Consider the following 24,473-nt stretch of genomic DNA (forward strand, 5'->3'; position numbering starts at 1 on the left):
AAGTGCAGCATGGCGACGATCGTCCTCAAAGGCATTGAGAAGAGCTACGGCACTGTGCAGGTCATCAAAGGTATCGACCTGTCCATCGACGACCGAGAATTCTGCGTCTTCGTCGGCCCTTCCGGATGTGGAAAGTCGACGCTTCTGCGGATGATCGCCGGTCTCGAGGAGATCACCGAGGGAGACCTTCTGATCGATGGCCAAAAGGTCAATGATGTGCCGCCATCGGAGCGTGGACTCGCCATGGTGTTCCAATCTTATGCCCTCTATCCGCATATGTCCGTTGCGGATAACATGGGCTTCTCGCTGCGTCTTGCCGGCGTGTCCAAGGAGGAGCGGCGTGCCAAGGTGGCGGAAGCAGCGCGCATCCTGCACCTCGACAAGTTTTTGGACCGGAAGCCGAAGGAATTGTCCGGCGGTCAGCGGCAGCGCGTTGCGATCGGCCGGGCCATCGTGCGCAAGCCCAAGGTATTTCTCTTCGACGAGCCGCTATCCAACCTCGATGCGGCGCTGCGCGTCCAGATGCGTATCGAACTGGCTCGTCTGCACGACGAACTGGCTGCGACCATGATCTATGTCACCCACGATCAGGTCGAGGCCATGACGATGGCGGACAAGATCGTGGTGCTGCAAGGAGGCATCGTCGAGCAGGCCGGCACGCCGCTGGAACTCTATCATCATCCGAGAAACCTGTTCGTCGCGGGCTTCATCGGCAGCCCCAAGATGAACTTCCTTCCCGCCATGGTCACTGCGGTGACGGATGCAGAGACCACCATCCAGCTTGCCGGTGGAGCAAATCTGGCGGTTCCGGTCCGATCCGGCCGCCACAAGGTCGGGGATACGGTGACCCTTGGCGTGCGTCCCGAGCACATGGGGCTGGCAGGAGAAGGGGAGATCGTCGGCGAGGTGATGGTGGTCGAGCGCCTTGGGGGTGAAACGTTTCTCTATACTCAGCTCAAGGACGGTACGATGCTGACTGTGCAGGCAGACGGAGAGATCCCGACAGGCGTTCATGAACGCATCGCCATCAGACTCGATTCAGCGACCTGCCATCTGTTCGATGGCGATGGCCTCGCAATCGAGCGCGTGCAGCGGCACCCGTTGGCCAGTTTGCGTCGGATGCCGACCCACAAGGCGAGCTGAGGCCGTTGTCGGAAGCGACCAATGGCATCAAAGCGATTTGATTACATCGTGGTTGGCGGCGGCAGTGCAGGATGCGTCGTGGCAAGCCGCCTCGTGGCCGAGCATGATGCTCGGGTGCTGCTCGTCGAGGCGGGTCCCCGCCGGGTAAGTCCTATCCTTGCGATGCCGGCGGGTTACATGAAGTTTCTCGCGCGGGACACCTACCTGACGATGCACCACGTTCTCCCTCAGGAGCGGCTTGGTGGCCGCGCGCCCATCGTGCCGCAGGCCAAGGTGCTGGGTGGAGGCAGTGCGGTCAACGCGATGGTCTATATCCGCGGCCAAGCGGCCGATTACGACGGGTGGGACGAGGCATTGGGCGGCGCCGGGTGGGGCTACAGGGATCTTCTTCCCTATTTCATTCGGCAGGAAGGCAACGATCACCTGGGCGCGCCCTATCACGGTGTCAGCGGTCCCTTGAAGGTGTCTCACCTGGGACAGCACTCGGCCATGAGCCGTGCCTTTGTGCAGGCGATGCAGGAGCGGGGCGTTCCCTTTACGCCCGACTTTAATGGAACCCGGCAGAACGGCGTCGGGTTCATGCAGCACACGATCGATTGGACCACCCGCCGCCGGTGCAGCGCGGTCGACGCATTTCTTCGGCCGGTACTCTCCCATCCGAAACTGACCGTGGCGACAGAGACGACGGTCACTCGCATCCAGTTGGAGAAAAGCCGTGCGATAGGTGTGGAGTTTCACGGGCCCGCCGGATCGGAAACCGCTTTCGCCGACGCGGAGGTGATCCTCGCGGCGGGAACCTACATGACACCGAAGCTTCTGATGCTGTCCGGCATCGGTCCGGCTGACGAGCTTTCCGGCCACGGCTTCACGATTGTCGCCGACCTGCCCGGCGTCGGCCGGAACCTGCAGGATCATCACGAAGTCCCCGTTGTTGCAGCGACATCGGGAGCTTTCGGATATTTCGGGCAGGATCGCGGCCTCGCAATGCTGAGCAATGGTTTGCAATACATGCTGTTCAAATCTGGAGCTGTCACCACCACGGGCGTGGAGGCCTGCGCCTTCATCGACCCCGATGGCGGCGAGAGGCCGACGATCCAGCTTTATTGCGTGCCTACGGTTTATCTCGACCGTGATGTCTCAGGGATCGAGCCGACCCATGGGGTGACGTTGAACCCTTGTTTGTTGCGCCCGAAGGCACGTGGATCCGTGCGGCTTGCATCCGCAGACCCAACCGCGTTGCCGCGGGTGGATCCTCAGTTCTTCGGTGATGAGGACGATCTTCGCCTGACCATTGCCGGGTTGCGCTACGCCCGAGAGGTTCTCGCGACAAGTCCCGTTAGGGAAATGGTCGACCATGAACTCTTTCCCGGACGGGCCGTAATTTCAGATGTGGACCTCGCCGATCATTGCCGCAGAACGGTGAAAACGAACTACCATCCGGTTGGTACCTGTCGCATGGGCTGCGCGTCCGATCCCCTAGCCGTGGTCGCGTCGGACTTGACAGTCCGTGGCATTGAGAGTTTGAGGATCGTCGACGCCTCCATCATGCCGACCATCCCTAGCGGCAACACGAATGCCCCGGTGCTGGCAATCGCCGACAAAGCCGTTGACATCATCACAGGTCATGGCCGCATGCCCCGTGAACAGGCAGCTGCTCCATCGAACCACGTTTCCTCTATTCCCGATCAGGTCCATCCGCCATGAATCAGAGCTTGAATCTTGCCAATCTCGTGAACCTGCCGTCCAGTGTCGCCAGGCCTCGCTATGCTCGGGATGAGCTTAAGGCGGGCATCCTGCACATCGGCGTCGGCAACTTCCACCGTGCCCATCAGGCCGTGTATCTGGACGATCTCTTCAATGCCGGAAAGGATCTCGACTGGGGTCTGATCGGCGCGGGCATCCGTGCCGGCGACAGGGCGATGCGGCAGGCGCTGGAGCCTCAGGACTGGCTGACGACGGTGGTGGAGCTCGAGCCAGGCGCCAACGTCGCCCGGGTGACCGGCGCCATGATAGGCTTCGTGCCCGTCAATGAGGATGGACGTGCCATCGTCGATGCTCTCGATGATTCCGCGCTGCGCATCGTTTCCCTGACCGTCACGGAAGGCGGCTATTGCATCGATCCAGCCACGGGATCGTTCAATCCGGACCATCCGGACATTGTTTATGATGCCGCTCACATGGATGCGCCCCGGGGCGTGTTCGGGCTTCTCCTCGCGGCGTTGAAGCGCCGTCGCGATGAAGGTCGAGCACCTTTCACGGTGATGTCGTGCGACAACATCCCCCACAATGGCCAAGTGGCGAGGGATGCCGTGGCAGGACTCGCCGATCTCGTGGATCCTTCGCTGGCGGCTTACGTGCGAGAGCAGGTGGCCTTTCCCAACAGCATGGTCGACCGCATCACACCCGCGACGTCTGACCGCGAGCGTACGATTCTGATGGAACACTTTGGCATCCAGGATAATTGGCCGGTTTTCTGCGAACCGTTCCGTCAGTGGGTTCTGGAGGACAATTTCCCGACGGGCCGTCCAGCCCTGGAGGACGTCGGCGTTACCTTCACCCCGCATGTAGCGGCCTTCGAGTTGATGAAGCTTCGGATATTGAACGGCGGTCATGCCGCCATTGCCTATCCGGCAGGGCTCCTGGGGATCCACTTCGTGCACGACGCCATGGCGGATCCACTCGTGCGGGGCTTCTTGGACAAGCTTGAGGCCGAAGAGATCATTCCCTGCGTGCCGCCCGTGCCCGGTGTCGACCTTCAAGCTTACTACCAGCTGATCGCTCGCCGCTTCGCTAATCCGGACGTAGGAGATACGATCCCGCGTCTGGCCCAGGATGGTTCCAATCGGCAGCCCAAGTTCATCCTGCCTTCGACGCGGGATCGCCTGAAGGCAGGGGCCGACGTGACGGGTCTGGCCCTTGAATCGGCCCTGTGGTGCCGGTACTGCGCTGGGACGACCGATGCCGGTAAGCCTTTCAACCTTGATGATCCCAATGCCGGCCGCCTCACAGCCGCAGCCTTGGCTTCGAAGGACGATCCGGCATCCTTTCTCGATCTGCGCGACATCTTTGGCGATGTCGCAGATGCACCGCAGTTTCGGTCTCGGTTCGAGACGGCTTTGAAGAGCCTGTGGCGCGACGGGACTCCGGCTACGTTGCAGCGCTACTTGAACGGCAGCGTCTGAACCTTCAGGCGCACATGTCGATCTGCCCCTTTACAGGGCCGAGCGCCAGTGCCCTCATGGCTCACTCTCCTCTTCGAGAGTTGTGTTCTGACCGATCATGACATGGGTGCCTAGCACTTCTACGACTTCGCAGGGTTCTCCCCTTTCGCATGATGATTTCGACCGCAAAAAGCGCCGGCTAGGGAAGCTCGGAGTTCGGGTCCGTTGCGGAATGTGCAACGGGCGTCTCGCCTTGACTGGGCGAGCATAGGTTCGCGGCCTGAAGGAGCCCGTAGCCGTAAGTCTTGTCGCGGCCCGGCGCGCCAAGATCGAGGGTGCTGCTCTCGAGCGTCGCCTGAAGATCTGTTGCATTCAATGTGCCGGTGGAAGCATTGAGGATCGCTGCTGCGGCTGATATGAACGGCACTGCGTAGGATGTCCCGCTCCTGACGGAGCCTCCTCCATCAGCGGAGGCTGTCCAAAGATCCACTCCGGGAGCCGCTAGGTCGATAAATTCACCCTGCGTCGCCCGGGAATAGATCGCCAGCTTCTTGTCCACAGCGGTGACGGCGATCACTCCGGGATAGGCGGCGGGATAGGACGGCTCTGCACCCGCCCCATTATTGCCCGCCGCCGCAACAATGACCATGCCCTTCGCTTGGGCGGAAGCAATCGCTCGCTTCAAGACTTCATTGGACGAACCGGACAGGCTCATGTTGACGACACGCACGTTGCGTTCCGCCAGCGTCTCCAACGCCCGGACGAGCGTTATCACGTCGGTCCGATCCGCGGTCCCTCCATCGCGATAGAAGGCATCCACGGCCAGAAGGCGCGCGCCGGGAAGGAGGCCGGGAGTGCTGCTGCCGCTCCGGCCCACGAGGATCGCCGCTATAGCTGTACCGTGATCCTGCTGAGACGGGTTGCCGCGAAGCTCGAGACCCGACAGGACTTCGATCGACTGTCCTTTCAGAGCTTCATGATCGCGGTTGATGCCTGTGTCGATCAGGCCGATGGTCGGAACGGGGCCGCATTGTTCGGAGGCGGATTCGCTCCAGCCGACGAGCGAAATTGCCTCGCAGCTTGGCCCGGAGCAGGCTGAGCCTTCGTCCGTGTAGTAGTAGTGGTCGAAGTCGGCTGCCGCGCCTGCATCGACCATACGCACCCTGCGCTGTGCCTCACCGAGTGATACTCCCCGCGGCGGGATGAGTCGGACCACGTTCGCAAGGGTGCCCGTTGTCTGCATTTCCGTTCGGAACCCTTGTGCGCTCAACCGAGCCAAGCTGATTGATGTCAGGCCAACCGCAACAATCGAATGCTTGGCACGAACGGGTTTGGGGAGAGATCGGTCCGCCGTTGCTGCTGGGGGAGCAGGACGAGAGGGCCGCATTGGCTCTGTTGCATGCGCCTTCGTTCCTGTCCTTCGCGTACCTCTGCTATCAATGGCAGCCTCTGCTTTGCCGTTCTGGCCCGCGCGACGGGATGCAGATTGTTTCGATTCGGAAATCGGTGACCTGGATTTTTCTTTCGCGGTGCTCTTGCGAGTTTTGGCTTTTTCAACGGCTCTCACTGGCGTCGCCACACGGGGGCGAAAGCTATCGGAGATCGCTCCGAAAAGGGCCGTCAGTCCGCCAGTTATAGGGGATGCCGACTGACCGATACCTAGACCATTGCCTGCTTTCGGGCCCGACGCCTTGCCCTTGTCTGAGGCCTTTCCTTGACCTGCTGAATTGCCCCCGCGGGACGAGGCTCCTTGGCTTGACGATTGTCCAGGGCTCGAAGTGCCTCCCTGACTTGATGCGCTTCCCCGGCTGCCAGAATTGTTTTGTCCCGCATTCGCGTTGCTGGCACTTCTGCCACCTCCGTTGCCCACTCCGCCCGCGTTGCCATTGCCTTTGCCGTTTCCGTTATTCCCGGCGCCACCTGCGGCTCCATTGTTTCCCGAGGCGCCGTTGCCGCCGGCATTCCCTTTATTCCCAGCGTTCCCGTTGTTCCCGGAGTTCCCATTATTCCCGGAGTTGCCATTACTTCCGGAGTTCCCATTGTTTCCAGAGCTCCCGTTATTCCCAGCATTGCCGTTGTTGCCTCCGCCGTTCCCTCTCCCGCCGCCATTGTTGCCTTCCTTGGCGGCAGCTGAGACCTTCTCGAAGGCTAGGCCACCGCTCTTCGCGACGTCGATCTGAACCCTCACCGGGCACACAAGGGCAAGGCACGATACCGCAATCAGAAGATGGCGCTGTCTTGGTTTCATCGAAGCGGCTCACCTTTGCAGTTGGGTCTAGAGGAGACGTTCTGCAATCGATTCAGGAAAACGCATCCAGAAGATAATAACGGCTAAGGCGTAGGGTTGGTTTCAGAGGCAGGCCGGCGCCTTGAATGGGACCCGATTGAACGGGAAAGCGGAACTGACGTCACCAGTGGTTCCGCGGGCCTTATATCGGAATGACGACCTTCACTCGCGGTTGTGATGAACAGGAGATGAATAATGGCCAAGTGTATATGCATGGCGCAGAGCATTCATCGCCTGTTCATACTTATGTGAAGCTACAACTGTGCAGTATGAGTTGGGTTTTGCTTTGAAACTACTTTAGGAGTGACGCGTTGTCGGTTGCCGGGTGAAAAGCCCGAACAATCATTCAGGAGTAAGGTCATGTCGAAGAGATTCCTTCTTGCTAGCGCCGTCCTCGCTACTCTTGCGCCTGCCGCTGCCTTCGCACAGTCGGGCGGGGCCGCTGCCGGTGCCGCCACGGGCGCGGTCGGCGGCGCAATTGTCGGCGGTCCGGTCGGAGCCGCCGTAGGCGGTGTCACGGGGGCCATCGTCGGTGGGATCGCCGATCAGCAGCAGCCAGAATTCCGCCAGTACGTGACTACACAAAGGGTGCCCTCCTACACCTATAGGGAAGAGGTTCGTGTCGGTGCGGTTCTTCCGGAATCCGGGGTGACCTATCACGAAGTTCCTGCGGAATATAAGGTCAAGGGCTACCGCTATACGGTTGTGAACGATAAACCTGTGCTGGTGGAGCCGAGCAGCCGAAAGATCGTGCAGGTCATCCGCTAAAGTCTGCTATTTCCCTAACTCAGCCATGGGCGGCCGTCTTGGCCGCCCATTTTTTGTGTTTGCGGAGGTGGCGGATCTGCACTTGCTTGTGTTCCGCGCCGGGAACGGGGGCGCTGCTGTCCGTTCCCATTCAGCCTGCGCAGGTTCCCTACTTGAGATTGGAATAAAACGTCTAGGTTCTCCGTTATGATCGGAAGAGGCTTTGCGGAGCAGGAATGCCGGCAGGCATAGGACAGGAATTGGTGGCGCTTCTGCCTCGGTTGAGGCGCTTTGCATTGGTGCTTTGCCGCTCACAGCCCCTTGCGGACGATCTCGTTCAGGGGGCTTGCGAGCGCGCGCTCGCCAATGCGGGAAGCTGGACACCGGGGACCAAGTTCGACGCATGGATGTTCCGCATTCTCCGCAACTACTGGATCGATCACCTGAGACGGATGAGAACCGAAGGGATGATGGAAGACATATCGATGCAGACGCAGCTTGTCGGGGACGCGGGTGAGGGGCCGATCCTGAGCCGGCTGGTTCTGTCCGAGGTCCAACGCGCCATCGATAGCCTGCCTCAAGAGCAGCGGGAGGTTCTCGTCCTCGTGTGTGCCGAAGATCTCAGCTACCGGGAGGCCGCCGAGATCCTGGACGTTCCTATCGGGACCGTCATGAGTCGGCTTGCACGGGCGCGCAGGCGGCTGATGGAGATGACGGCCGCTGCCTAAGTGCTGAGGAAAGCAAGAGCGGAGCAATATGAATGTCCCAGCTACATCTCACCGATGAGATCCTGATGGCCTTTGCAGACGGTGAACTTGAGGAGCCTACGGCTGCTGCAGTTGCCAAAGCGATGGCGGAGGATCCGACCGTGGCCAAGCGGATCATGGATTTCCAGCAGAGTCGCCGTTTAACCCGGTCAGCCTTTTCCATGGCCTTGATGCCCGATGTCCCGCCCGAATTGCAGGCCGCCGTATTGGCTCAGGTCGCGTCCTATGAAGCCGACGGAGATTCGAAGGCAGGCTCGGACATCAAGCCGCCGCAAGACGCATGGATCAGGCGAAAGAGGCCATTCATGCAAATGGCTTTGGCAGCGTCCCTTGCTGCCATCGCGCTCGCCTTGGGCTATTTCGTGGGCTGGCAAGCCGAACCGGGGACAGGCGGTCTGATAGCGCAGTTGGAGAGCCCTCTCGTCCACCATGAGTTGAACAGCAGCGCGTCTGGCAAAGATGTGGAACTGCCATTCGGTCGTATGCGGGTGATTTCGACCTACCGCCTCGCGAACGGCTCCTTATGCCGTGAATTCCAACTCCGGTCTTCGACCGAGGCAGCGGAAGCCGTTGCTTGCCGCAACAGTCATTGGAACGCGACCTTCGCCTTGGCGAGTCCTATCAGCGACGCCGGATACACCCCGAGCGGCGGAGGTGACCCGATGGCGGCGTACTTGCAGAGCATCGGCGCAGGTCAGCCTCTCGTGGACGAGGCGGAAGCCAAGGCTCTGGCCGAGGCCGGCCGCTAAGCCGTAGGCCTCAGGCCCTTCCAGTGCGGATGCGGGACTGTCTTGAGAATTCTTCTAGAAAGAGTGGAATAATACCGCGAGCCGCTTCGTTCTCTGTCTAGTCTGACGAGTGATAGAGGATGAGCATGAGAGCCGCGTATCATCTGGCTTTTGCCGTGTTCTCTGTAGGCACTGTTGCGACGCCCACATCGGCGCCGAATGCGACTGATCCGATCGCGACGACATCGACAATCCAACCGCATGTGATTCCCGATACTGTTCGTAACATCGCTGCGGATCTTTCTGCGAGGCTGAATGGGAAGCAGGAGAGTTTCCCGGCGACCCACCTCAACCAAGAGATTTCTGTTGGAGAGAGCCTCTCCGAGATGGTCGAACTGCACCCGATCCCGAAGCATGAAACCTATCGCTATGCCATCATGGACGGTCATCGTGTGATCGTCGATGCGGGGTCGCGGAAGATTGTCTACGTCATACAATGAGAGCCTGGAGCCTGCGTAATAAGGAAGAATAATTCTGCTCGAAGGAAAGGCGGAAAAATCATGTCATTGCATAGCGCAAATGGGTCACATCCAGAGTTTGACAGCAGAGGCGGCTCCTCGGCCGTCGTCTTTCCCGTCTGCACCAATCCGTTGCTTCGCCTTGGACTGGAAAGTATCCTTTCCGAGACAGTTTTTGTCGTGTGGCACGACATCATTGATGGATTCTCAAGCCCACCGGCTATCGAAAACGGATTGTCCGCTCTCTTCATTATTGATGCAAGCAGCTTCCCCAGCGGAGCCATCGATCTGGTCCGACGGTTGAAAAATCATGCTCCTGCTGCAAGGATCGTCATGTTGGCAGATGCCTTCGATCCAGACATTGTGCCTTCCGCCTGGGATGCAGGAGTTCACGGTTTCTGTCTATCGACGCAGAAACAGGATGTGCTCGTCAAATCACTCGAATTGGTGATGTTGGGGGAGATTATTCTTCCCGCAACAATTGTCCTTCCGATTGCAGGGGCGGGTGCACACAGCGCTCGCCATAGGCCCGAAGAGGGCCTGTTTGACCAGAAAATCAATGGCCATCAAAGCCGAAAGCTATCCAGCCGGGAAGCGCAAATCTTGACCTGTCTGAGGGATGGGGCACCCAACAAGGTCATTGCACGCAAGCTCAATTTGTCCGAGGCCACAGTGAAGGTCCACGTCAAAGCCATTCTGAAGAAGATCGGGGCTAGCAACCGCACCCAGGCTGCGCTCTGGGCGACGCGATACGTCTCGACAGCCGCAACGTGATTGTAGTCTGGAGGGCCTGTATTCGTCGACTTCCGCTGATGGGCTGAAGAAGCGGCTCTCCACACTCTAGCCTCTCACATAGCCAGGATACTTCGCTTTGATCTCATCCACATGAGACAAGGTGCCGGAGAGGTGCTGCCGCAGGTGCTTCTGCGCTTCTTCCGGATCCCCATCCGCAATCGCCTGCACGATCAGCCTGTGATGCTTCACGATGTCCTGAGCCTTGCCCGGGGTCGGAAGGTGAAGACGGCGGAGGCGGTCGATATGTCCGCTGCGGCTGCGCACGAGAATCCAGAGGTCGTTCATTCGGGCGGCTTCGTAGAGGTGCTGATGGAAGGCCTGATCGGCTGCGGCAAATGCTTCGAAGTCTTCCGCTTCCATGAGGGCCTGCTGCTGCGCGAGAAATCCCTGAAGCCTGGCGATCAGCCGAGGGTCTGGAGTGAGCGCCAGGCTCCGGACGATCTCGAGCTCCAGGGAACGCCGTAGGAAATGCGCCTGATGCGCAAGCGTAAGATCGATGGGGCTCACGACAGTCGCATGCTGCGGGAAAATATCGACCAGTCCATCTTCCTGAAGCCTTAGGAGGGCATCACGGATCGGGGTCGAGCTGAGACCGAATTCCTGCTGGAGGGTGAGCCGGTTCAGGACGGTTCCGGGGGCCAAGCTGAGGGAAATGATCATTTCCCTCAGCCGCTCGAATACTTGAGGCGCGGCTTGGCGACCGCGCTCGAGACGGTCTGTCGCTATGGTTGATATATGTTGGCTGAGGGCAGGGCGAGGGGGTGCCATTCGGAAGAACCTGAACTTTCGTCGACCTTTTCTATACCACACTTGTGCCGAATGCACTAATGCATTAGTGTATAAGGCGTCGACCGGACGGCCGATCCTTGGCCATGAAGGCTCCCGTCAAGAGGAGCCATTTCGAGGAAGCACCATGAAGAAGCAGATGAGGCGCCTCTGCGCCGGCGTGGCGGCTGCCGTCGGGTTATTTGACATCGCAAGCAATGCCTCGGCGCAGCAGAAGAACGAAGTTTCCATCACCCGCCAGCCCGGCATTATCTATTTGCCGACCCACATCATCGAAAAGCAGCAGCTTATCGAGAAGCATGCTGCCTGGCTCGGCTTGCCCGAGGTGGAGATCAAATGGGTCACTTTCAGTGGCGGCGGAGCACAGACGAATGCGCTCCTTTCCGGTGGTGTCGACATGGTGAATACCGGCGTCGGCAATGCGGGGCCTCAGGGTGGTCCCAGCATGCCGGAATGGGGCATGCTGCCGATCCCGAAGAAGTTGGTGAAATAGGGTGTGCGTGACATGCTGCGCCTGTCGGATGCCCGTATGAGCGGCACGAGCTATGGCGCCTGCATCCTGCATGTTTCGCTGGAGGCCTATATCGGAGGGCCTCTTGCATTGGTGAGGACCGGCGACATGATCTCGGTGGATGTGGCGGAGCGCACCATCAGCCTCCATGTCTCCGACGAGGAGCCCGAGCGCCGCCGCGCCGCCTGGGCCAGTCCCGAGCCCCGATTCGAGCGCGGTTATGGCTGGATGTTTACGCGGCACATCAAGCAGGCTCACGAGGGCTGCGACTTCGACTTTTTGGAAACGAGCTTCGGTGCGCCCACCGGCGAGCCCGCCATCTACTGACATCTGGAGAGGATCATGACCACACTGAAACCGGAAACCCGCGAGAAGCTCAAGACCGTCAGCACGGCGACGTTGTGCACCGCTCTTTATAAGCGCGGCCTGCGCAACCAGTTCATCCAGGATGTTCGCCCGCTCAATCCCAGCCTTGGTAATATGGTGGGAGAGGCTTTCACCCTCCGTTATATTCCGGCGCGTGAGGATCTAAACCCGATCAGCGTGTTCCAGGATCGTGCCCATCCCCAGCGCAAGGCCGTCGAAGAATGCCCGCCGGGCGCCGTCATGGTGATCGACAGCCGCAAGGATGCCCGCTCGGCCTCGGCCGGCGGCATTCTGGTGTCTCGCCTGATGAAGCGCGGCGTCGCCGGCGTCGTGACCGACGGCGGCTTTCGGGATTCGCCCGAGATCGCGCTGCTCGATATGCCCGCCTATCACAACCGCCCGTCGGCGCCGACCAACCTCACACATCACCAGGCGCTCGACATCAATGTTCCCATCGGCTGTGGCGACGTGCCGGTATGGCCTGGTGACGTTGTCGTCGGCGATGGCGAAGGTGTGGTGGTCATTCCGGCGCATCTGGCGGATGAGATCGCCAGCGAGGCCGTCGAGATGACTGCGTTCGAGGATTTCGTCCAGGAGGAGGTGCTGAAGGGCCGCTCCATCCTGGGCCTCTACCCGCCGACGGATGAGCAGAGCAACATCGACTTCGCTGCCTGGCGTAAAGCAAAAGGCCGCTGATATGTGAGGAGAGCCGGCGCGCCGCACGTTGTGCCGTTTCCCTTTTGACGAAAACCGGTCCTGCAAGCTACAACATCAAGCCAGTGATTTCCCAGGAGGCGAGATGAAGCCGAACAAGATCAAGTCGCTCTGGGCGGACGGCAAGCCTGTTCTGAATGGCTGGCTGTCGATCGCAAATGCCTTCACGGCCGAAATCCTGGCGGAGCAGGGTTATGATTCCATCACAATCGACCTGCAGCATGGGGTCATCGACTACCAGGCTGCGGTCGGCATGCTGCAGGCCATGCGTGCCAGTGATGTCATGCCCCTCGTGCGTGTCCCCTGGCTCGATCCTGCCGCCATCATGAAGGTTCTCGATGCCGGAGCCTATGGCGTGATCTGTCCCATGATCAACAATCGCGCCGAAGCCGCAGAACTCGTCTCGTATGTCCGCTATCCGCCAAGCGGAACCCGCAGTCTCGGACCGACCCGCGCCAATTTCTCGGCAGGATCGAACTATGCGGCCGAAGCCGACGACAACATCCTGTGCTTTGCGATGATCGAGACGGCGGAAGCATTTCGGAACGTCGAGGAAATCGTTTCGACGCCGGGATTGGATGGGGTCTATATCGGCCCCGCTGATTTGACCCTCGGACTGACGGGCAGGCGCTACCCCGTTGGTTTCGACCGGGAAGAGCCGGAGATGGTCGATGCCATTCAGAGCATTCTGGCCAAGGCCCACAAAGCCGGTATCCGTGCCGCACTTCACTGCGGAACGCCGAGCTATGCGGCAAAGGCGGCAGGGTGGGGCTTCGACCTTGTGACGCTGCCTAACGACGTCCGCCTCCTCGCCAGCGCGGCCAGCGCAAGCGTCGCGGAAGCCCGAAAACTCATCAAGAGCTAGAGGGCTTGGGGCCAACTCTCAGTCGATGGTCGGCGTTAAAGCTCCGGCGGTGCAGTCACGGATGTGAGGTGTGTCTGCGAGGCGAGCCGGATAGGTGCGTTTACCGCGCCATAGCCCTGGTAGCTGCGTCTTTCCACGATCTCGAAGAAGAACCCGCCTTCCATGGTTCTGGTGTAGGCCTGGAAGTACTCGGCGGCGCCTTCCTTGTCATATAGAATGTTGCTCGCCCGTAGCCGTTCTACATCCTCCACGGACAAATCCGTTCTCACCTCGAGGTCATCGTAATAGTTCTCTGGGATCGGCAGGAGATCGACTCCATTCGCCCTGAGGCGTTCGACCGTCGCAAGAATGCTGCCGGTCGCGAGTGCGATATGCTGGACTCCCGACCCGAAGAGATCGCTGAGGAACCGGGACGACAATGTGCGCTGGCTCTGGGATGCATTGAGGATCAGCCGCAGCGAGCCGTCCTGTGTTTCGATGGCTTGGCTCTGAACCACGCCGCCTGGATCGATCACTGTTTGAACCGGCGTCTTCCGGACGTCGAGGAGAGACGTGTAGAACAAAAGCCATGTCAGCATTTCCTCATAATGCATCGATTGGGAAACGTGATCGACCGAACTCAGCCCCGCTCCGGTGAAGTCATCGACCTCGGTGGACTGAAAATCCACATCCCAAAGTCGGTCCAGGCCGCTCTTGTGATCAACGAAATACAGGAGACTTCCGCCAAGCCCGCGAACTGCCGGGATGTTCATCTCGCCCGGCCCCACCGGCTGCTGGAAGGGCTGATCCAGCAGCGTGACCGCCCGCTCCACGGTTCCCGGAGCATCGTCGACACGCAGAGCGAGGGCACAGACGGATGTGCCATGTGTGATGTTGAAGGAATGGGCGAAGCCCTCCTTGTCCGCATTGACAACGATGTTGATGTCGCCCTGCCGCCAATGGGTTACAGCCTTGGAACGGTGAATGCCTGCCTTCCGGAAACCGAGCCCGCTCAACGTCCGCTCCAAGTCCACGACGCCCCGCTCGTCGACGGCGAACTCGACGAACTCGACGCCGGAACAAGCAGCCTTGGGCCGCAGGGCTGGAAGATCGGGAGAAGCCGCTCCTGTCCGCCGACGCAACTCATCGAGCGTGACGATCAAGGACCGGTGTCCATCAACGGCGACGCTGCGCGCCGAGCCCGCCCGGAAACGGTCGTTGAAGATCTCCAGAGACAGGAGCCCATCGAATCCGGTCGCGTTCAGCGCAAGCATGAAATCGTCGATAGGAAGATCGCCTTGCCCCGGGAAACAGCGATAGTGCCGACTCCAGGACAGGTAATCCATGTCAAGCTTCGGGGCATCGGCCATCTGCACGAGAAAGATCCGGTCCGGTGGGATAGAGCGGATTGCCGACAGATCCGTTCCGCGTGCAAGCACATGGAAGGAATCGAGCACCAGGCCGATCGCCGGATGATTCGCGCGCCGCACGACCTCCCAGGCGTCACGGTAATCGTGGATGTGCCATCCCCACGAGAGAGCTTCGAAGGCGACGCGCATGCCTCGTTTTGCGGCACGCTCGCCGAGTTCATGAAAATCGGCCGCCGCCCGCTCGATGCCGCCGAGGGAATCCGGAGAGACGTTGCTGCATACCATCAGGAGATCGCAGCCGAGTTCTTCCATGACGTCGAACTTGCGTTCGGCGCGGGCGAACACCTTGGAACGCTGCGGTTCGGGCATGCCTTCGAAGTCGCGGAACGGCTGGAACGTGATGGTCTCGAGCCCGAGGCCCTCGATCATGCGCCGTGCTTCAGCGGGTGTGCCGTTGAAGGACAGGAGATCGTTCTCGAAGATCTCCACGCCCTTGAATTGCGCTGCCGCGATGGCCTCGATCTTTTCGCTGAGGGTCCCGCTCAGGCAAACGGTGGCAATAGCTGTGCGCATGCTCCTCACTCATTTCCTCTCGAGGTCTTGGGAGTAGTGCTCATCCAGCCTGCTCCTTCCATCATCATCAGCTGATGGTCCCGGTGGCGAGCGCATGTTCGACGCCACCGGCAACGTGGCTGCTCAGCACTTCGCAGGCGCGCTTCGCGTCTCGCTCCAGAGCACACTCCATCAGAAGGGCGTGCTCCTGTGCCGCGATCTCGCCGCGGTAGCTCAAGGCGATCATCTGGTAGCGGAGATACTTGTCGAAGACGGCAGCATGGTTGTCGATCAGCATCTTCGATCCGCAGGCCGAGATCAGTGCCTGATGGAACTGCCAGTCGTATCGCTTCCATTCCTCGGAATGTGCCCTGTCGCCTCGGGCCATCCGCTCCTCCATCCGGGCGAGCCGGTGGTGGGCGGCGACGACCCGCCCCTCCCATTCCATGTCACCGGCCCGGAACGACTGTTCCAGCGCCCTGCATTCGAGGAGTTGGCGCAGAGCTGCGATTTCCCTCAGATTCGCAATCGACACGGGAGCGACCTCGAACCCTTTTTGACCCTCCGCGACCACCAGTCGTTCAGACTGGAGGCGGTTCAGGATTTCACGCAGCGTACTGACGCTGGCTCCGTAATCGGCTTTCAACCGGTCGAGCTTCAGCTTCTTTCCGGGCGGCAGGCGACCGAACACGATATCGGACCTGATCTTTTGATAGGCGCTTTCCCGGACTGTCGTTGGCTGTGGAACCACCTGCCCATCATCTATCATTTCAACGCTCCGCCCCTGAGGGTATAGGTGACGCATCCGTTTACATGCTGGGTCAGCACCTCGCAGGCTTTGTCGGCATTGCGCGCGAGGGCGCAGTCCAGCAGGGTTTCGTGCTCCTTGGCGGCAATCTCGCCCCGGAACACGACTGCCACCATCTGATATCGCAGATACTGGTCGAAGACGCCGCCATAGAGATCGAGCAGGGTCTGAGAGCCGCAGGCCTCAATGAGGGACTGGTGAAACTCCCGGTCATAGCGCTTCCAGAGTTCCGCCCCCTCCTGGCCGCCAGCCAGCATCCGGCGCTCCATGAAGGCGAGCTTGTGATGGGCCGCGACGACGCGGCTCTCCCATTCCAGATCACCGGCAGCAAAGGATAAAGGCAGCGCATAGGTTTCCAGGAGCAGCCGCATCGCCGCGACATCCTCGAAGCCGGCAGGCGAGACCGGGGCAACGCGGAAGCCGCGTTGCCCTTCTGCGATAACCAGCCCTTCCGAGGAGAGGCGGCTCAGGATTTCTCGCAGGGTACTGACGCCGGCTCCATACTCGGCCGCGAGCCGATCCAGCCGTAGCCTTGCTCCAGGGGGGAGGCGGCCGAAGACGATATCGGCCCGAATCCGGCCATAAGCTCGGTCGGCGATGGAGGTCGCCAGCAGTTCAACACTCATTTGCCGCCACTAACCCACGCTTAAGCACGAACAATCTCCCAGGTCGCAATTCTAGGTGAAGCAGGGCCATAAAATACCTGTCGAAATGGAAAATACCATATATTTAACTAAATACCTATTGATTGTAGAATTATCAGAGTTGATAGTGCCAACCAAGACGCAGATCAATGCGCGGCAATTTAAGGAGAGGAAATCATGGCATTTGGTATCAACCGTCGCTTCCTGGTGACTGCGGGCGCAGCTCTTCTGGCGTGGAGCGTGGGTGGGTCAGCCAGCGCTCAGGCACCCACAAATTTGCGATTCTCAGCCGTCTTCTCGGAGCAGGACATCCGGGCCGAGATGATGAAACGATTCGGAGAAGAGGTTAAGGCTCAAGGCTTTGCTCTCCAGCCCTATTACGGCGGCACCCTGTTCAAGCAGGGGACTGAACTCGTCGCGATGCAACGCGGCAATCTCGAGATGGGCAATATCGCGCCGCAGGATATCTCCAACCAGATCCCGGCTTGGTCCATCGTCACGTCCGCCTATCTCTTCCGCGATGCCGATCATCTGAAAAAGGTGTTTGCGAGCGATGTTGGCCAGCAGCTCAGGAAGATGGCCTCGGACCAGCTCGGCATTCATATTCTCGGGCCGACCTATTTCGGCGCTCGGCATGTGGGCCTGAAGCCTAACAAGAAGATCAACAAGCCGGAGGATCTCGCCGGCATCAAGTTGCGCATGCCCGGCGGCGATGCCTGGCAGTTTCTGGGCCAATCCCTCGGCGCGAATCCTACGCCCATGGCCTATGCGGAGGTTTATACCGGGCTGCAGACCGGCGCCATCGACGGCCAGGACAACCCATTGCCAAACGTTCAAAACATGAAGTTCTATGAGGTCATGTCGCAGGTAGCCCTGACCTCGCATCTCGTGGGCTTCGACGTTCTGGCAGTATCCAACAAGGTCTGGAACACCATGTCGCCGGAGAAGCAGGCGGCATTCCTGGCTGCGGCTGACAAAGCCATCGAATGGAGCACCCAGGAGCATCTGAAGAAAGAGACGGAACTCGCGGCCTTCTTCAAGGAGAAAGGCTTGGATGTTTATACGCCTGACCTGAAAGCCTTCCGCGAATTCGCTCAGAAGAAGTACTTGGCCTCCGATCTGGCCAAGGGCTGGCAGCCTGGCATGCTCGACAAGATCAACGCGATGTAAGGTGAACCTGCAGTCGCCCGAATGCGATGATCCGGCGACTGCCCTTCAGTTGCACTCAGCGCCTTCTCAAGAAGGGAATGGCTCTCATGACTTCATCCTTGCGGGCGATTGGCTCCTGGCTCGCGCGTCGGGCCGAGAATGTGGCTTCCGCTATGTTGGGCGCGATGTTCCTGGCATTTCTTTTGCAAATCGCCTTCCGATACTTGCTGGACCTTCCCATCGGATGGACTCATGAACTGAGCGTGATGCTTTGGATCTGGCTGGTTCTGTGGGGCGCCTCGTTCGTCATCACCGAACGGGAGGAGATCCGGTTCGATATCATCTACGGTGCCGTCGGCCCCGGTGCCCGCCGAGTCATGTGCATCATCACCGCGCTGGCGCTCATCGCGCTATACCTCATCTCCCTCCCGGCGGTTCTGGATTACGTTACCTTCATGAAGGTGGAAAAGACCGGCTATCTCAAGATCCGGTTTGATTGGCTGTTCTCGATCTACATCGTCTTCGTCATTGCAACGGTCATTCGCTACATCTGGCTTGCATGGCAGGCGATGCGCGGCGTTGCACCCGTCGACTTCGATCCTACCAAGGCGAGCTCCGGCGTATGAACCTGACTAGTCCCTTCTCGCTCTCACTCGTCGCGATCACAGCGCTTGCCTTTCTCGGGCTGCCTATCGGCCATTCGATGATTGCAGGATCAATCCTGTATCTGCTCCTGGCCGGGCAGGACATGGGAACTGCTGCCGAACAGCTCCTCAACGGGATGTACTCCAACTACGTCATCCTGTCGGTGCCGCTGTTCATTCTGGCGGCCGAGTTCATGAACATCGGCAGCATGACCGACCGCCTCATGTCATTCTGCAATGCACTGGTGGGCCGGTTTCGCGGAGGGCTCGCACAGGTTAACATTCTGCAGAGCATCATCTTCGCCGGGATGTCCGGTTCGGCCATTGCGGACGCCGCCGGAACCGGACGCATGATGCAGGTCATGATGACCCGTGACGGACGCTACACGCCAAGTTATGCAGCTGCCGTGACCGCAGTTTCCTCCGTCATCGGGCCGATTATCCCGCCATCGATCCCAATGGTGCTCTATGCCTTGGTCTCGGATGCGTCCATCGGGTTCCTGTTCCTCGGCGGAGTCATTCCTGGGTTGCTCATGGCGTTGAGCCAGATGATCATCGTCGCCATCACGGCCCGTCGCAAGAACTTCCCGGTCGAGAAGCCTGTTCCCCTGCGCAAGATCCCGCGCATCACCTGGGATGCACTTCCGTCACTGATGATGCCGATCGTTCTGCTCGGCGGCATTTACAGCGGGGTAATGACGCCGACCGAAGCGGCGGCGGTCGCGGCGGCCTATGCTCTTCTTATCTCAGCGGGGCTTTACCGAAGCGTAAGCTGGCGCGACTTCTACCATTCGCTCGCGGTGAGTGCTCGGACGACATCATCCATTGGCATGCTGATCGCAGGCGCACTCGTGTTCAACTATGTCATTACCGTCGAGAACATCCCGGAGGGAGTGAAGGCGCTGCTGGCCGGGTGGGATCTCTCCCCTGTCGGATTTCTGATCTTCGTCAACGTGCTTCTACTATTGCTGGGCTGTGTGCTGGAAGGAACGGCAATCCTGCTCATCGTAGTTCCTGTCTTCATCCCAACCGCTCAGGCACTGGGCATCGATTTGGTGCACTTTGGGGTGGTAGTCGTTGTCAACATCATGATCGGATTAATTACACCCCCTTACGGGTTGCTGTTGTTCATCATGGCGAACATCTCGGGTGAGCCCCTGCGAGACATCGTACGGGACACGCTGCCTTTCCTCCTCGCCATGATCGTTGCCCTTGCAATTCTGACCTTCGTGCCCGAAGCCGTGCTCTGGCTGCCGCGCCTGTTCGGCTACCAGGGATGAGCCTGCTCCAATTCAGAGAAGCGTGCCAATGAGCAAACCGATCTACATTCTCAATGGACCTAATCTCAACCGTCTGGGAACCCGCGAGCCGGAGATCTACGGCCGTACTACGCTGGCGGAGGTCGAGAACCTGTGCCAGGAGGCCGCAATCGGCCATACCATCGTGTTCCGACAGTCGAACCGGGAGTACGAGATCATCGAGTGGGTCCACGAGGCGATCGACGAAGGTAGCGGGATCATCATCAACCCGGCGGCCTTCACCTTCACGTCCATGGCAATCATGGATGCCCTGAAGATGTTTTCGGGCCCGATCATCGAGCTTCATATCTCGAACATTCATCGACGCGAGCCGATCTATCACAGGTCCTATGTTTCTCCGGTTGCGACGGCTGTCATTGCAGGATTAGGCACCAACGGCTACCCGGTTGCCGTTCGTTCAATGCTCGACATGGTCTCAAAATCGTCGACCGGTATCTGAAACCTATGACGAACGAAGGTTCATCGAGCGCCAAGCCTCAGGTCGGTGATGCTTCAGGCCTGTGGACCTATCCTTCCGTCCTTGTCGGGCTGGTAGGTTCCGGCATCAAGGCATCCAGAACGCCCAGTCTTCACGAGCGGGAAGGTGCTCGGCAGGGTTTGCGTTACATTTATAAACTCATTGACCTTGAACTGCTCGGACTTGATCCACACTCTCTTCCGGATATCCTGACAGCCGCCGAACGGTTCGGCTTTTCCGGCCTCAACATCACTCATCCCTGCAAGCAGGCGGTAATCCCTCTGCTTGATGAACTCTCGTCCGACGCGGCTGCACTCGGCGCTGTTAACACCATCGTTCTGAAGGACGGCCGCCGCATCGGGCACAACACCGATTGGTGGGGCTTCGCAGAGAGCTTCCAACGAGAGTTGCCCGATGTACGCCGCGATTGCGTGGTTCAGTTCGGGGCCGGCGGAGCCGGCGCCGCGGTGGCTCACGCCATTCTGACTTTGGGAGCTCGCGAAGTCATCGTTATTGATATTGATGGAGCTCGCGCCGAGAATCTCGCCGGTGCCTTGTGTACCCGGTTCGGCCAAGGCCGCGCTTCCTCAAATTCCTCGCCTGCAGATGCACTGGCTGCAGCCGATGGGATGGTTAACACCACCCCACTGGGAATGGAAAAATATCCCGGCATGGCAGTTCCCGTCGAACTGCTGCGTCGTGACTTATGGGTCGCCGACATCGTCTACTTCCCCCTGGAGACGGAGCTACTGCGCCAAGCCCGCTTGCGCGGCTGCCGCACAATGTCTGGTGGCGGAATGGCAGTCTTTCAGGCTGTAGGGGCCTTCCGCCTATTCACTGGCCTGGAGCCAGATGCGGCTCGCATGCTTCGTCATTTCAGCCAGATGTAAGCCCGCAATCTCGCTGATCTCCTCATTCTCGTCGCAGCTGGTTGACCGGCCTGTGTGCTTTCGTCAGGAAGCCATCAGACTCTGCGGAAGATGATTGGATGCCAGGAGAGCAGCTTCAACCCGATTTCGGACGCGCAATTTCTGCAGGATGTTGGTCAAGTGATGCTTGATCGTCTTCTCACTCAGATCGAGCTTGTTGCCAATCTCTTTATTGCTACGGCCTTGAGCCAGGATTGACAGGATCTGCTGCTCACGCGGAGTGAGATGTGGGAGACGACCTGGACTCCTCACTTCGGTGAGGTTGCCTGGGCTAGTCCTCATGAGCAGTTTTGCCGCAAGGTTGGGCGCGACGAAGCTCTGTCCCTGGTTTAACGCTCGCACCGTCTGAATTAATTCGATGTCGCTGGTGCCCTTCAGCAAGTAGCCGCGGACGCCACGCTTCAAAGCGGTATAGACGTGCTCTTCGGCCGCTGTAGCGGCAAGTATGAGGATACGGATCGTGGGGTGTTGCAGGAGGATCGATTCCACGGCCCCCATGCTGAAATCCATGGTGCTGGAGTCGAGCACAATCATATCTGGCTGGCTCTTTTGAGCAACCTCGATTGCATCCCAGACCGATGCGCCCTGGCCAACAACGTCGATGTCCGGTTGAGAACTCAGGGCTCGGATCACGCCGCCCCGAAAGAGCGGATGTTTGTCGATCACGCCGACGCGAATCTTCCCTATCATTGGAGCCCCCCAGTTCCAATCTCGACAGCCGCTTGTAAACTCGACGGTTGTTCATGCACTCAACAATACTCTTACTGAGCATCATCATAGCTTAAGATACCGAATTCAGTTTATATTCAGCAATGTCTATGAAGTGAGAGATTGGTATCTTGGCAGTCCCTTGTGTATTATCACCAAATGAGTAGGGAATAATTGCCTCGTACGCATCATAAGGAAAGCCCGAGGTATAGCGTGGCTCTGATAAGACATATGAACTGGGAGAACAAATCTCGCAGATCATCGAGGGTTCGGGATCAAGCCTTCACAGTCACAGGCTATTGAACCGGAAAGTGCGTCTAATTCAGGCTGTAAGAGTCTGCCAAGACATCACCTCAGGGATGGCTTCTTCCCGGACATGCGCTCTGCAGCGATCATCGCGGCTTCCACGCGATTGCGAACCTGAAGTTTATCCATCACAGATGTCAGGTAACCTTTAACGGTCTTCTCGGTCAGTCCGAGTTCGCCGCCTATCAATTTGTTGCTGAGCCCTTGAAGAATCAGCATCAAGATTTGCTCCTCTCGATCAGACAACTCGGGAAACCGCTTCGGTGTCTCGGAGGGAGTGCTTTCCTCAGATCCTCTCGACATGATGAGGTGTGCAGCAAACCCGGGAGACACGTAGTTCTGACCCTTGTTAACCAAGCGTATGGCGTTCACGAGCTCTGAACTGCCTGTTCCTTTTAGAAGATAGCCCCTGGCACCTTTTCTCAAGGCGCTGCGCACTTCATCTTCGTCATCGGCGACCGTCAGCATAAGAGCTTTCGTGGAAGGGTAACGCTGAGCAATCTTGGCCACGGCGTTAATACCACCCCCCGGCATATTCATATCCAGGAGGATGACGTCTGGGGTATGTTCATGAGCGATTTGAAGAGCCTCGGGGGCTGTTTCTCCTTGGCCAACAACCTCGATGTCAGGTTCCGACCCCAACGCGAACACAACCCCGTCCCTATAGAGTGGGTGGTCGTCGACGACAGCGACCCGGATCTTATGCTGCATCCGCTCCTCCTGCGCCTATCAGAGGCAGAGAGGCTTTGATGCGTGTTCCATTGCCCGGCGTACTCTTGATGCTCAATGCTCCTCCGATGCTTTCAATTCGATCCCGAAGGCCGGCCAGTCCCATACGGGGTTCGCCGATCGATCCACTTTCCTCACTCATTCCCGGACCGTTATCTGCCACTTCGACGGTCACAGTCGACCCGTCCCAGCTGACTTCGACGTGCTGTTCCCGACCATCCGCGTGCTTGAAAGCATTGTTGAGGCTCTCTTGGATATACCGGCACAAGGCAATTTTGACGAATTGAGGTGCTTCCTCCGGGAGATCTGCAATTTTGCAGGTGATTTCTGTCCCTGTCCTGCGCTCGTGCTGGCGCATCATGAACAGTAGTGCTTCCTTAAGTGTCAGTGTCTGCACCTCCGGAAGAAGGAGGCCTTTGCAGATGTTGCGGGTATCGTTGAGTGCGTCCGACAGCGCTTTCTGAATCTTCTGTAGATTGTCTTGGTCATTCCTTGAGCCTTGAATCCGGTCCAGCCGCAGAAGGGCTAGGCTGACCAGCTGAGCGACCCCATCGTGAAGATCATACCCCATGCGCCGCAGGGTACGCTCATTGTCTTCTGTCGCATTCTGCGCGGCACGCTCGATGCGTCCCTGAAGGATGCGATTCTGACGCAACAGTTCTGAAAGTTGAGAAACGCGCTCCGTCAATGCCGCCCGTTGTCGATCGATCGTTTTGCTTCCATTGGCGACGATGACGAATAAGCATCCCATCATGTTCAAAGTGATCAATGCGGTCGAGAGCCAAGTTTTCCATTCTGAAGCGATGAGTTCCGAGTTCAATGCTTCTGCACGCTCATGAAATTCAACGACAGCGATGACATTGCCCGACTCGAAGCTCCGAATGGGAGCAAAGACCTTGAGCAGGGGAAGCCCAGCAAAGCGTTCAACTATCTCTTCGTCCCCTGGAATATCGTCGAACTCCGCCGCAATCGCTCCGGTCCAGGCCTTCCGGGAAGAAGGGGGGAGGGTGAATTTCTTACCTATCAGAGCCTGATCGTCACTGTGAACGATTACTCCGTCATGATTCCAGATTCTGACCGAGGTGATACTTGGCTGGAGATCGGGCCTCTCCATCGCCTGCTTCAGACCATGGACGCTGTCTGGTGAAAGAGCGCCGTCTGCTGTGATCTCCTGAAGGTGAGGGGCGATGAAGGTGTTGATATACAGTGCTGTGGACGCGGCCTTTAGCTCTGCAACACTCTTCTCAATCTGCCATGAGACCAGAGTACCCATGGCGAACATGCCGACCAGCATGACGGCGAAGGCCACCAGCAGAAATTGACCTGCAAGACTTCTCTTTTTTCGAGGTTTCGTTTCTGACGATGCATCAAACCTTACATCAACACACACAGCGGCGGTCCCCCACCCCTGGACCATAGCCTTCCTATATGAGGTCAGGATCTAGAGGCCTTCTAAAGTAAATCCGGGCCTCTCAGTGGGTAAAGCCTATA

Annotated in this window: 23 protein-coding genes and 2 pseudogenes; 17 read left to right on the plus strand and 8 right to left on the minus strand. The window is 58.9% G+C overall.

What is annotated here, in order from left to right; translation table 11 throughout:
- Positions 1 to 9 precede the first annotated feature (9 nt).
- The 3 genes from KHP60_RS03930 to KHP60_RS03940 are packed head-to-tail and all read left to right on the plus strand — an operon-like array spanning position 10 to position 4,325.
- The gene (locus KHP60_RS03930) at positions 10 to 1,143 is read left to right on the plus strand and encodes an ABC transporter ATP-binding protein (RefSeq protein WP_213562269.1); all 1,134 of its coding nucleotides are present in this window, start codon (positions 10 to 12) and stop codon (positions 1,141 to 1,143) included.
- A 21-nt stretch (positions 1,144 to 1,164) separates the two neighbouring features.
- Positions 1,165 to 2,847 (plus strand): GMC family oxidoreductase, encoded by a 1,683-nt coding sequence (locus KHP60_RS03935; RefSeq protein WP_213562270.1) that lies wholly within the window; start codon positions 1,165 to 1,167, stop codon positions 2,845 to 2,847.
- A complete protein-coding gene (locus KHP60_RS03940) occupies positions 2,844 to 4,325 on the plus strand; it encodes a mannitol dehydrogenase family protein (protein ID WP_213562271.1) in 1,482 nt (493 codons plus the stop codon). Before KHP60_RS03935 ends, KHP60_RS03940 begins: the two co-directional genes overlap by 4 nt.
- A 178-nt stretch (positions 4,326 to 4,503) precedes the next feature.
- On the opposite strand, the gene KHP60_RS03945 is transcribed toward KHP60_RS03940, so the two are convergent.
- Positions 4,504 to 5,460: a S8 family serine peptidase gene (locus KHP60_RS03945; RefSeq protein WP_213562272.1), complete on the minus strand. Its 957-nt coding sequence runs from the start codon at positions 5,458 to 5,460 to the stop codon at positions 4,504 to 4,506.
- A gap of 1,491 nt (positions 5,461 to 6,951) precedes the next feature.
- Here KHP60_RS03945 and KHP60_RS03950 point away from each other — a divergent pair.
- The 5 genes from KHP60_RS03950 (at position 6,952) to KHP60_RS03970 (ending at position 10,125) form a co-directional block, all read left to right on the plus strand.
- The gene (locus tag KHP60_RS03950; RefSeq protein ID WP_213562273.1) at positions 6,952 to 7,359 is read left to right on the plus strand and encodes a DUF1236 domain-containing protein; all 408 of its coding nucleotides are present in this window, start codon (positions 6,952 to 6,954) and stop codon (positions 7,357 to 7,359) included.
- Positions 7,360 to 7,574: 215 nt separating this feature from the next.
- Positions 7,575 to 8,066: an RNA polymerase sigma factor gene (locus KHP60_RS03955; protein ID WP_213562274.1), complete on the plus strand. Its 492-nt coding sequence runs from the start codon at positions 7,575 to 7,577 to the stop codon at positions 8,064 to 8,066.
- Between the two features lie 140 nt (positions 8,067 to 8,206).
- Positions 8,207 to 8,854, plus strand: a complete 648-nt coding sequence (locus KHP60_RS03960) for a hypothetical protein (protein ID WP_213562275.1) — start codon at positions 8,207 to 8,209, stop codon at positions 8,852 to 8,854.
- A 125-nt stretch (positions 8,855 to 8,979) separates the two neighbouring features.
- A complete protein-coding gene (locus tag KHP60_RS03965; protein ID WP_213562276.1) occupies positions 8,980 to 9,333 on the plus strand; it encodes a DUF1236 domain-containing protein in 354 nt (117 codons plus the stop codon).
- Between the two features lie 60 nt (positions 9,334 to 9,393).
- Positions 9,394 to 10,125, plus strand: a complete 732-nt coding sequence (locus KHP60_RS03970) for a response regulator transcription factor (RefSeq protein ID WP_213562277.1) — start codon at positions 9,394 to 9,396, stop codon at positions 10,123 to 10,125.
- Between the two features lie 66 nt (positions 10,126 to 10,191).
- Here the strand turns inward: KHP60_RS03970 and KHP60_RS03975 are convergent, their stop codons facing one another.
- A complete protein-coding gene (locus KHP60_RS03975) occupies positions 10,192 to 10,914 on the minus strand; it encodes a GntR family transcriptional regulator (RefSeq protein WP_213562278.1) in 723 nt (240 codons plus the stop codon).
- Between the two features lie 157 nt (positions 10,915 to 11,071).
- Here KHP60_RS03975 and KHP60_RS03980 point away from each other — a divergent pair.
- The 4 genes and pseudogenes from KHP60_RS03980 to KHP60_RS03995 all read left to right on the plus strand — a co-directional run.
- Positions 11,072 to 11,353 (plus strand): annotated as a pseudogene (locus KHP60_RS03980) (ABC transporter substrate-binding protein); the annotation flags it as partial.
- Positions 11,351 to 11,770 (plus strand): annotated as a pseudogene (locus KHP60_RS03985) (dihydroxy-acid dehydratase); the annotation flags it as partial. The pseudogenes KHP60_RS03980 and KHP60_RS03985, both read left to right, overlap by 3 nt.
- A gap of 15 nt (positions 11,771 to 11,785) precedes the next feature.
- Positions 11,786 to 12,505 carry a ribonuclease activity regulator RraA gene (locus KHP60_RS03990; protein WP_213562279.1) on the plus strand — a complete coding sequence of 240 codons (720 nt, stop codon included), beginning with the start codon at positions 11,786 to 11,788 and terminating at the stop codon, positions 12,503 to 12,505.
- Positions 12,506 to 12,608: 103 nt separating this feature from the next.
- The gene (locus KHP60_RS03995; RefSeq protein WP_213562280.1) at positions 12,609 to 13,388 is read left to right on the plus strand and encodes an HpcH/HpaI aldolase/citrate lyase family protein; all 780 of its coding nucleotides are present in this window, start codon (positions 12,609 to 12,611) and stop codon (positions 13,386 to 13,388) included.
- Positions 13,389 to 13,423: 35 nt separating this feature from the next.
- Here KHP60_RS03995 and KHP60_RS04000 read toward each other — a convergent pair whose 3' ends face one another.
- The 3 genes from KHP60_RS04000 to KHP60_RS04010 all read right to left on the minus strand — a co-directional run bounded on the left by KHP60_RS04000 (position 13,424) and on the right by KHP60_RS04010 (position 16,723).
- Complete coding sequence (locus KHP60_RS04000) at positions 13,424 to 15,310, minus strand: bifunctional sugar phosphate isomerase/epimerase/4-hydroxyphenylpyruvate dioxygenase family protein (RefSeq protein ID WP_213562281.1); 1,887 nt, start codon at positions 15,308 to 15,310, stop codon at positions 13,424 to 13,426.
- Between the two features lie 67 nt (positions 15,311 to 15,377).
- Complete coding sequence (locus KHP60_RS04005) at positions 15,378 to 16,040, minus strand: GntR family transcriptional regulator (RefSeq protein ID WP_311924607.1); 663 nt, start codon at positions 16,038 to 16,040, stop codon at positions 15,378 to 15,380.
- A 14-nt stretch (positions 16,041 to 16,054) separates the two neighbouring features.
- The gene (locus KHP60_RS04010) at positions 16,055 to 16,723 is read right to left on the minus strand and encodes a GntR family transcriptional regulator (protein ID WP_213562283.1); all 669 of its coding nucleotides are present in this window, start codon (positions 16,721 to 16,723) and stop codon (positions 16,055 to 16,057) included.
- Positions 16,724 to 16,918: 195 nt separating this feature from the next.
- Between KHP60_RS04010 and dctP the strand changes: the two genes are divergently transcribed.
- The 5 genes from dctP (at position 16,919) to KHP60_RS04035 (ending at position 21,200) form a co-directional block, all read left to right on the plus strand.
- A complete protein-coding gene (dctP, locus tag KHP60_RS04015) occupies positions 16,919 to 17,911 on the plus strand; it encodes a TRAP transporter substrate-binding protein DctP (RefSeq protein ID WP_213562284.1) in 993 nt (330 codons plus the stop codon).
- A gap of 164 nt (positions 17,912 to 18,075) precedes the next feature.
- Entirely contained in the window at positions 18,076 to 18,516 is a 441-nt protein-coding gene (locus KHP60_RS04020; protein ID WP_311924637.1) for a TRAP transporter small permease subunit, read from the plus strand.
- Positions 18,513 to 19,814 (plus strand): TRAP transporter large permease, encoded by a 1,302-nt coding sequence (locus KHP60_RS04025; RefSeq protein WP_213562364.1) that lies wholly within the window; start codon positions 18,513 to 18,515, stop codon positions 19,812 to 19,814. The genes KHP60_RS04020 and KHP60_RS04025 overlap by 4 nt, the downstream gene beginning before the upstream one ends.
- Before the next feature lie 28 nt (positions 19,815 to 19,842).
- Positions 19,843 to 20,292, plus strand: coding sequence for a type II 3-dehydroquinate dehydratase (locus KHP60_RS04030; RefSeq protein ID WP_213562286.1), 450 nt, complete (start codon positions 19,843 to 19,845; stop codon positions 20,290 to 20,292).
- Between the two features lie 5 nt (positions 20,293 to 20,297).
- Complete coding sequence (locus KHP60_RS04035; protein ID WP_213562287.1) at positions 20,298 to 21,200, plus strand: shikimate dehydrogenase; 903 nt, start codon at positions 20,298 to 20,300, stop codon at positions 21,198 to 21,200.
- Positions 21,201 to 21,263: 63 nt separating this feature from the next.
- On the opposite strand, the gene KHP60_RS04040 is transcribed toward KHP60_RS04035, so the two are convergent.
- The 3 genes from KHP60_RS04040 to KHP60_RS04050 form a co-directional block, all read right to left on the minus strand.
- Positions 21,264 to 21,929 (minus strand): response regulator transcription factor, encoded by a 666-nt coding sequence (locus KHP60_RS04040; protein WP_213562288.1) that lies wholly within the window; start codon positions 21,927 to 21,929, stop codon positions 21,264 to 21,266.
- A gap of 366 nt (positions 21,930 to 22,295) precedes the next feature.
- Positions 22,296 to 22,964 (minus strand): response regulator transcription factor, encoded by a 669-nt coding sequence (locus KHP60_RS04045; RefSeq protein WP_213562289.1) that lies wholly within the window; start codon positions 22,962 to 22,964, stop codon positions 22,296 to 22,298.
- Entirely contained in the window at positions 22,954 to 24,399 is a 1,446-nt protein-coding gene (locus KHP60_RS04050; protein WP_213562290.1) for a sensor histidine kinase, read from the minus strand. Before KHP60_RS04050 ends, KHP60_RS04045 begins: the two co-directional genes overlap by 11 nt.
- Positions 24,400 to 24,473 lie beyond the last annotated feature (74 nt).

The sequence above is a fragment of the Microvirga sp. 3-52 genome, assembly GCF_018383585.1.
Classification (GTDB): domain Bacteria; phylum Pseudomonadota; class Alphaproteobacteria; order Rhizobiales; family Beijerinckiaceae; genus Microvirga.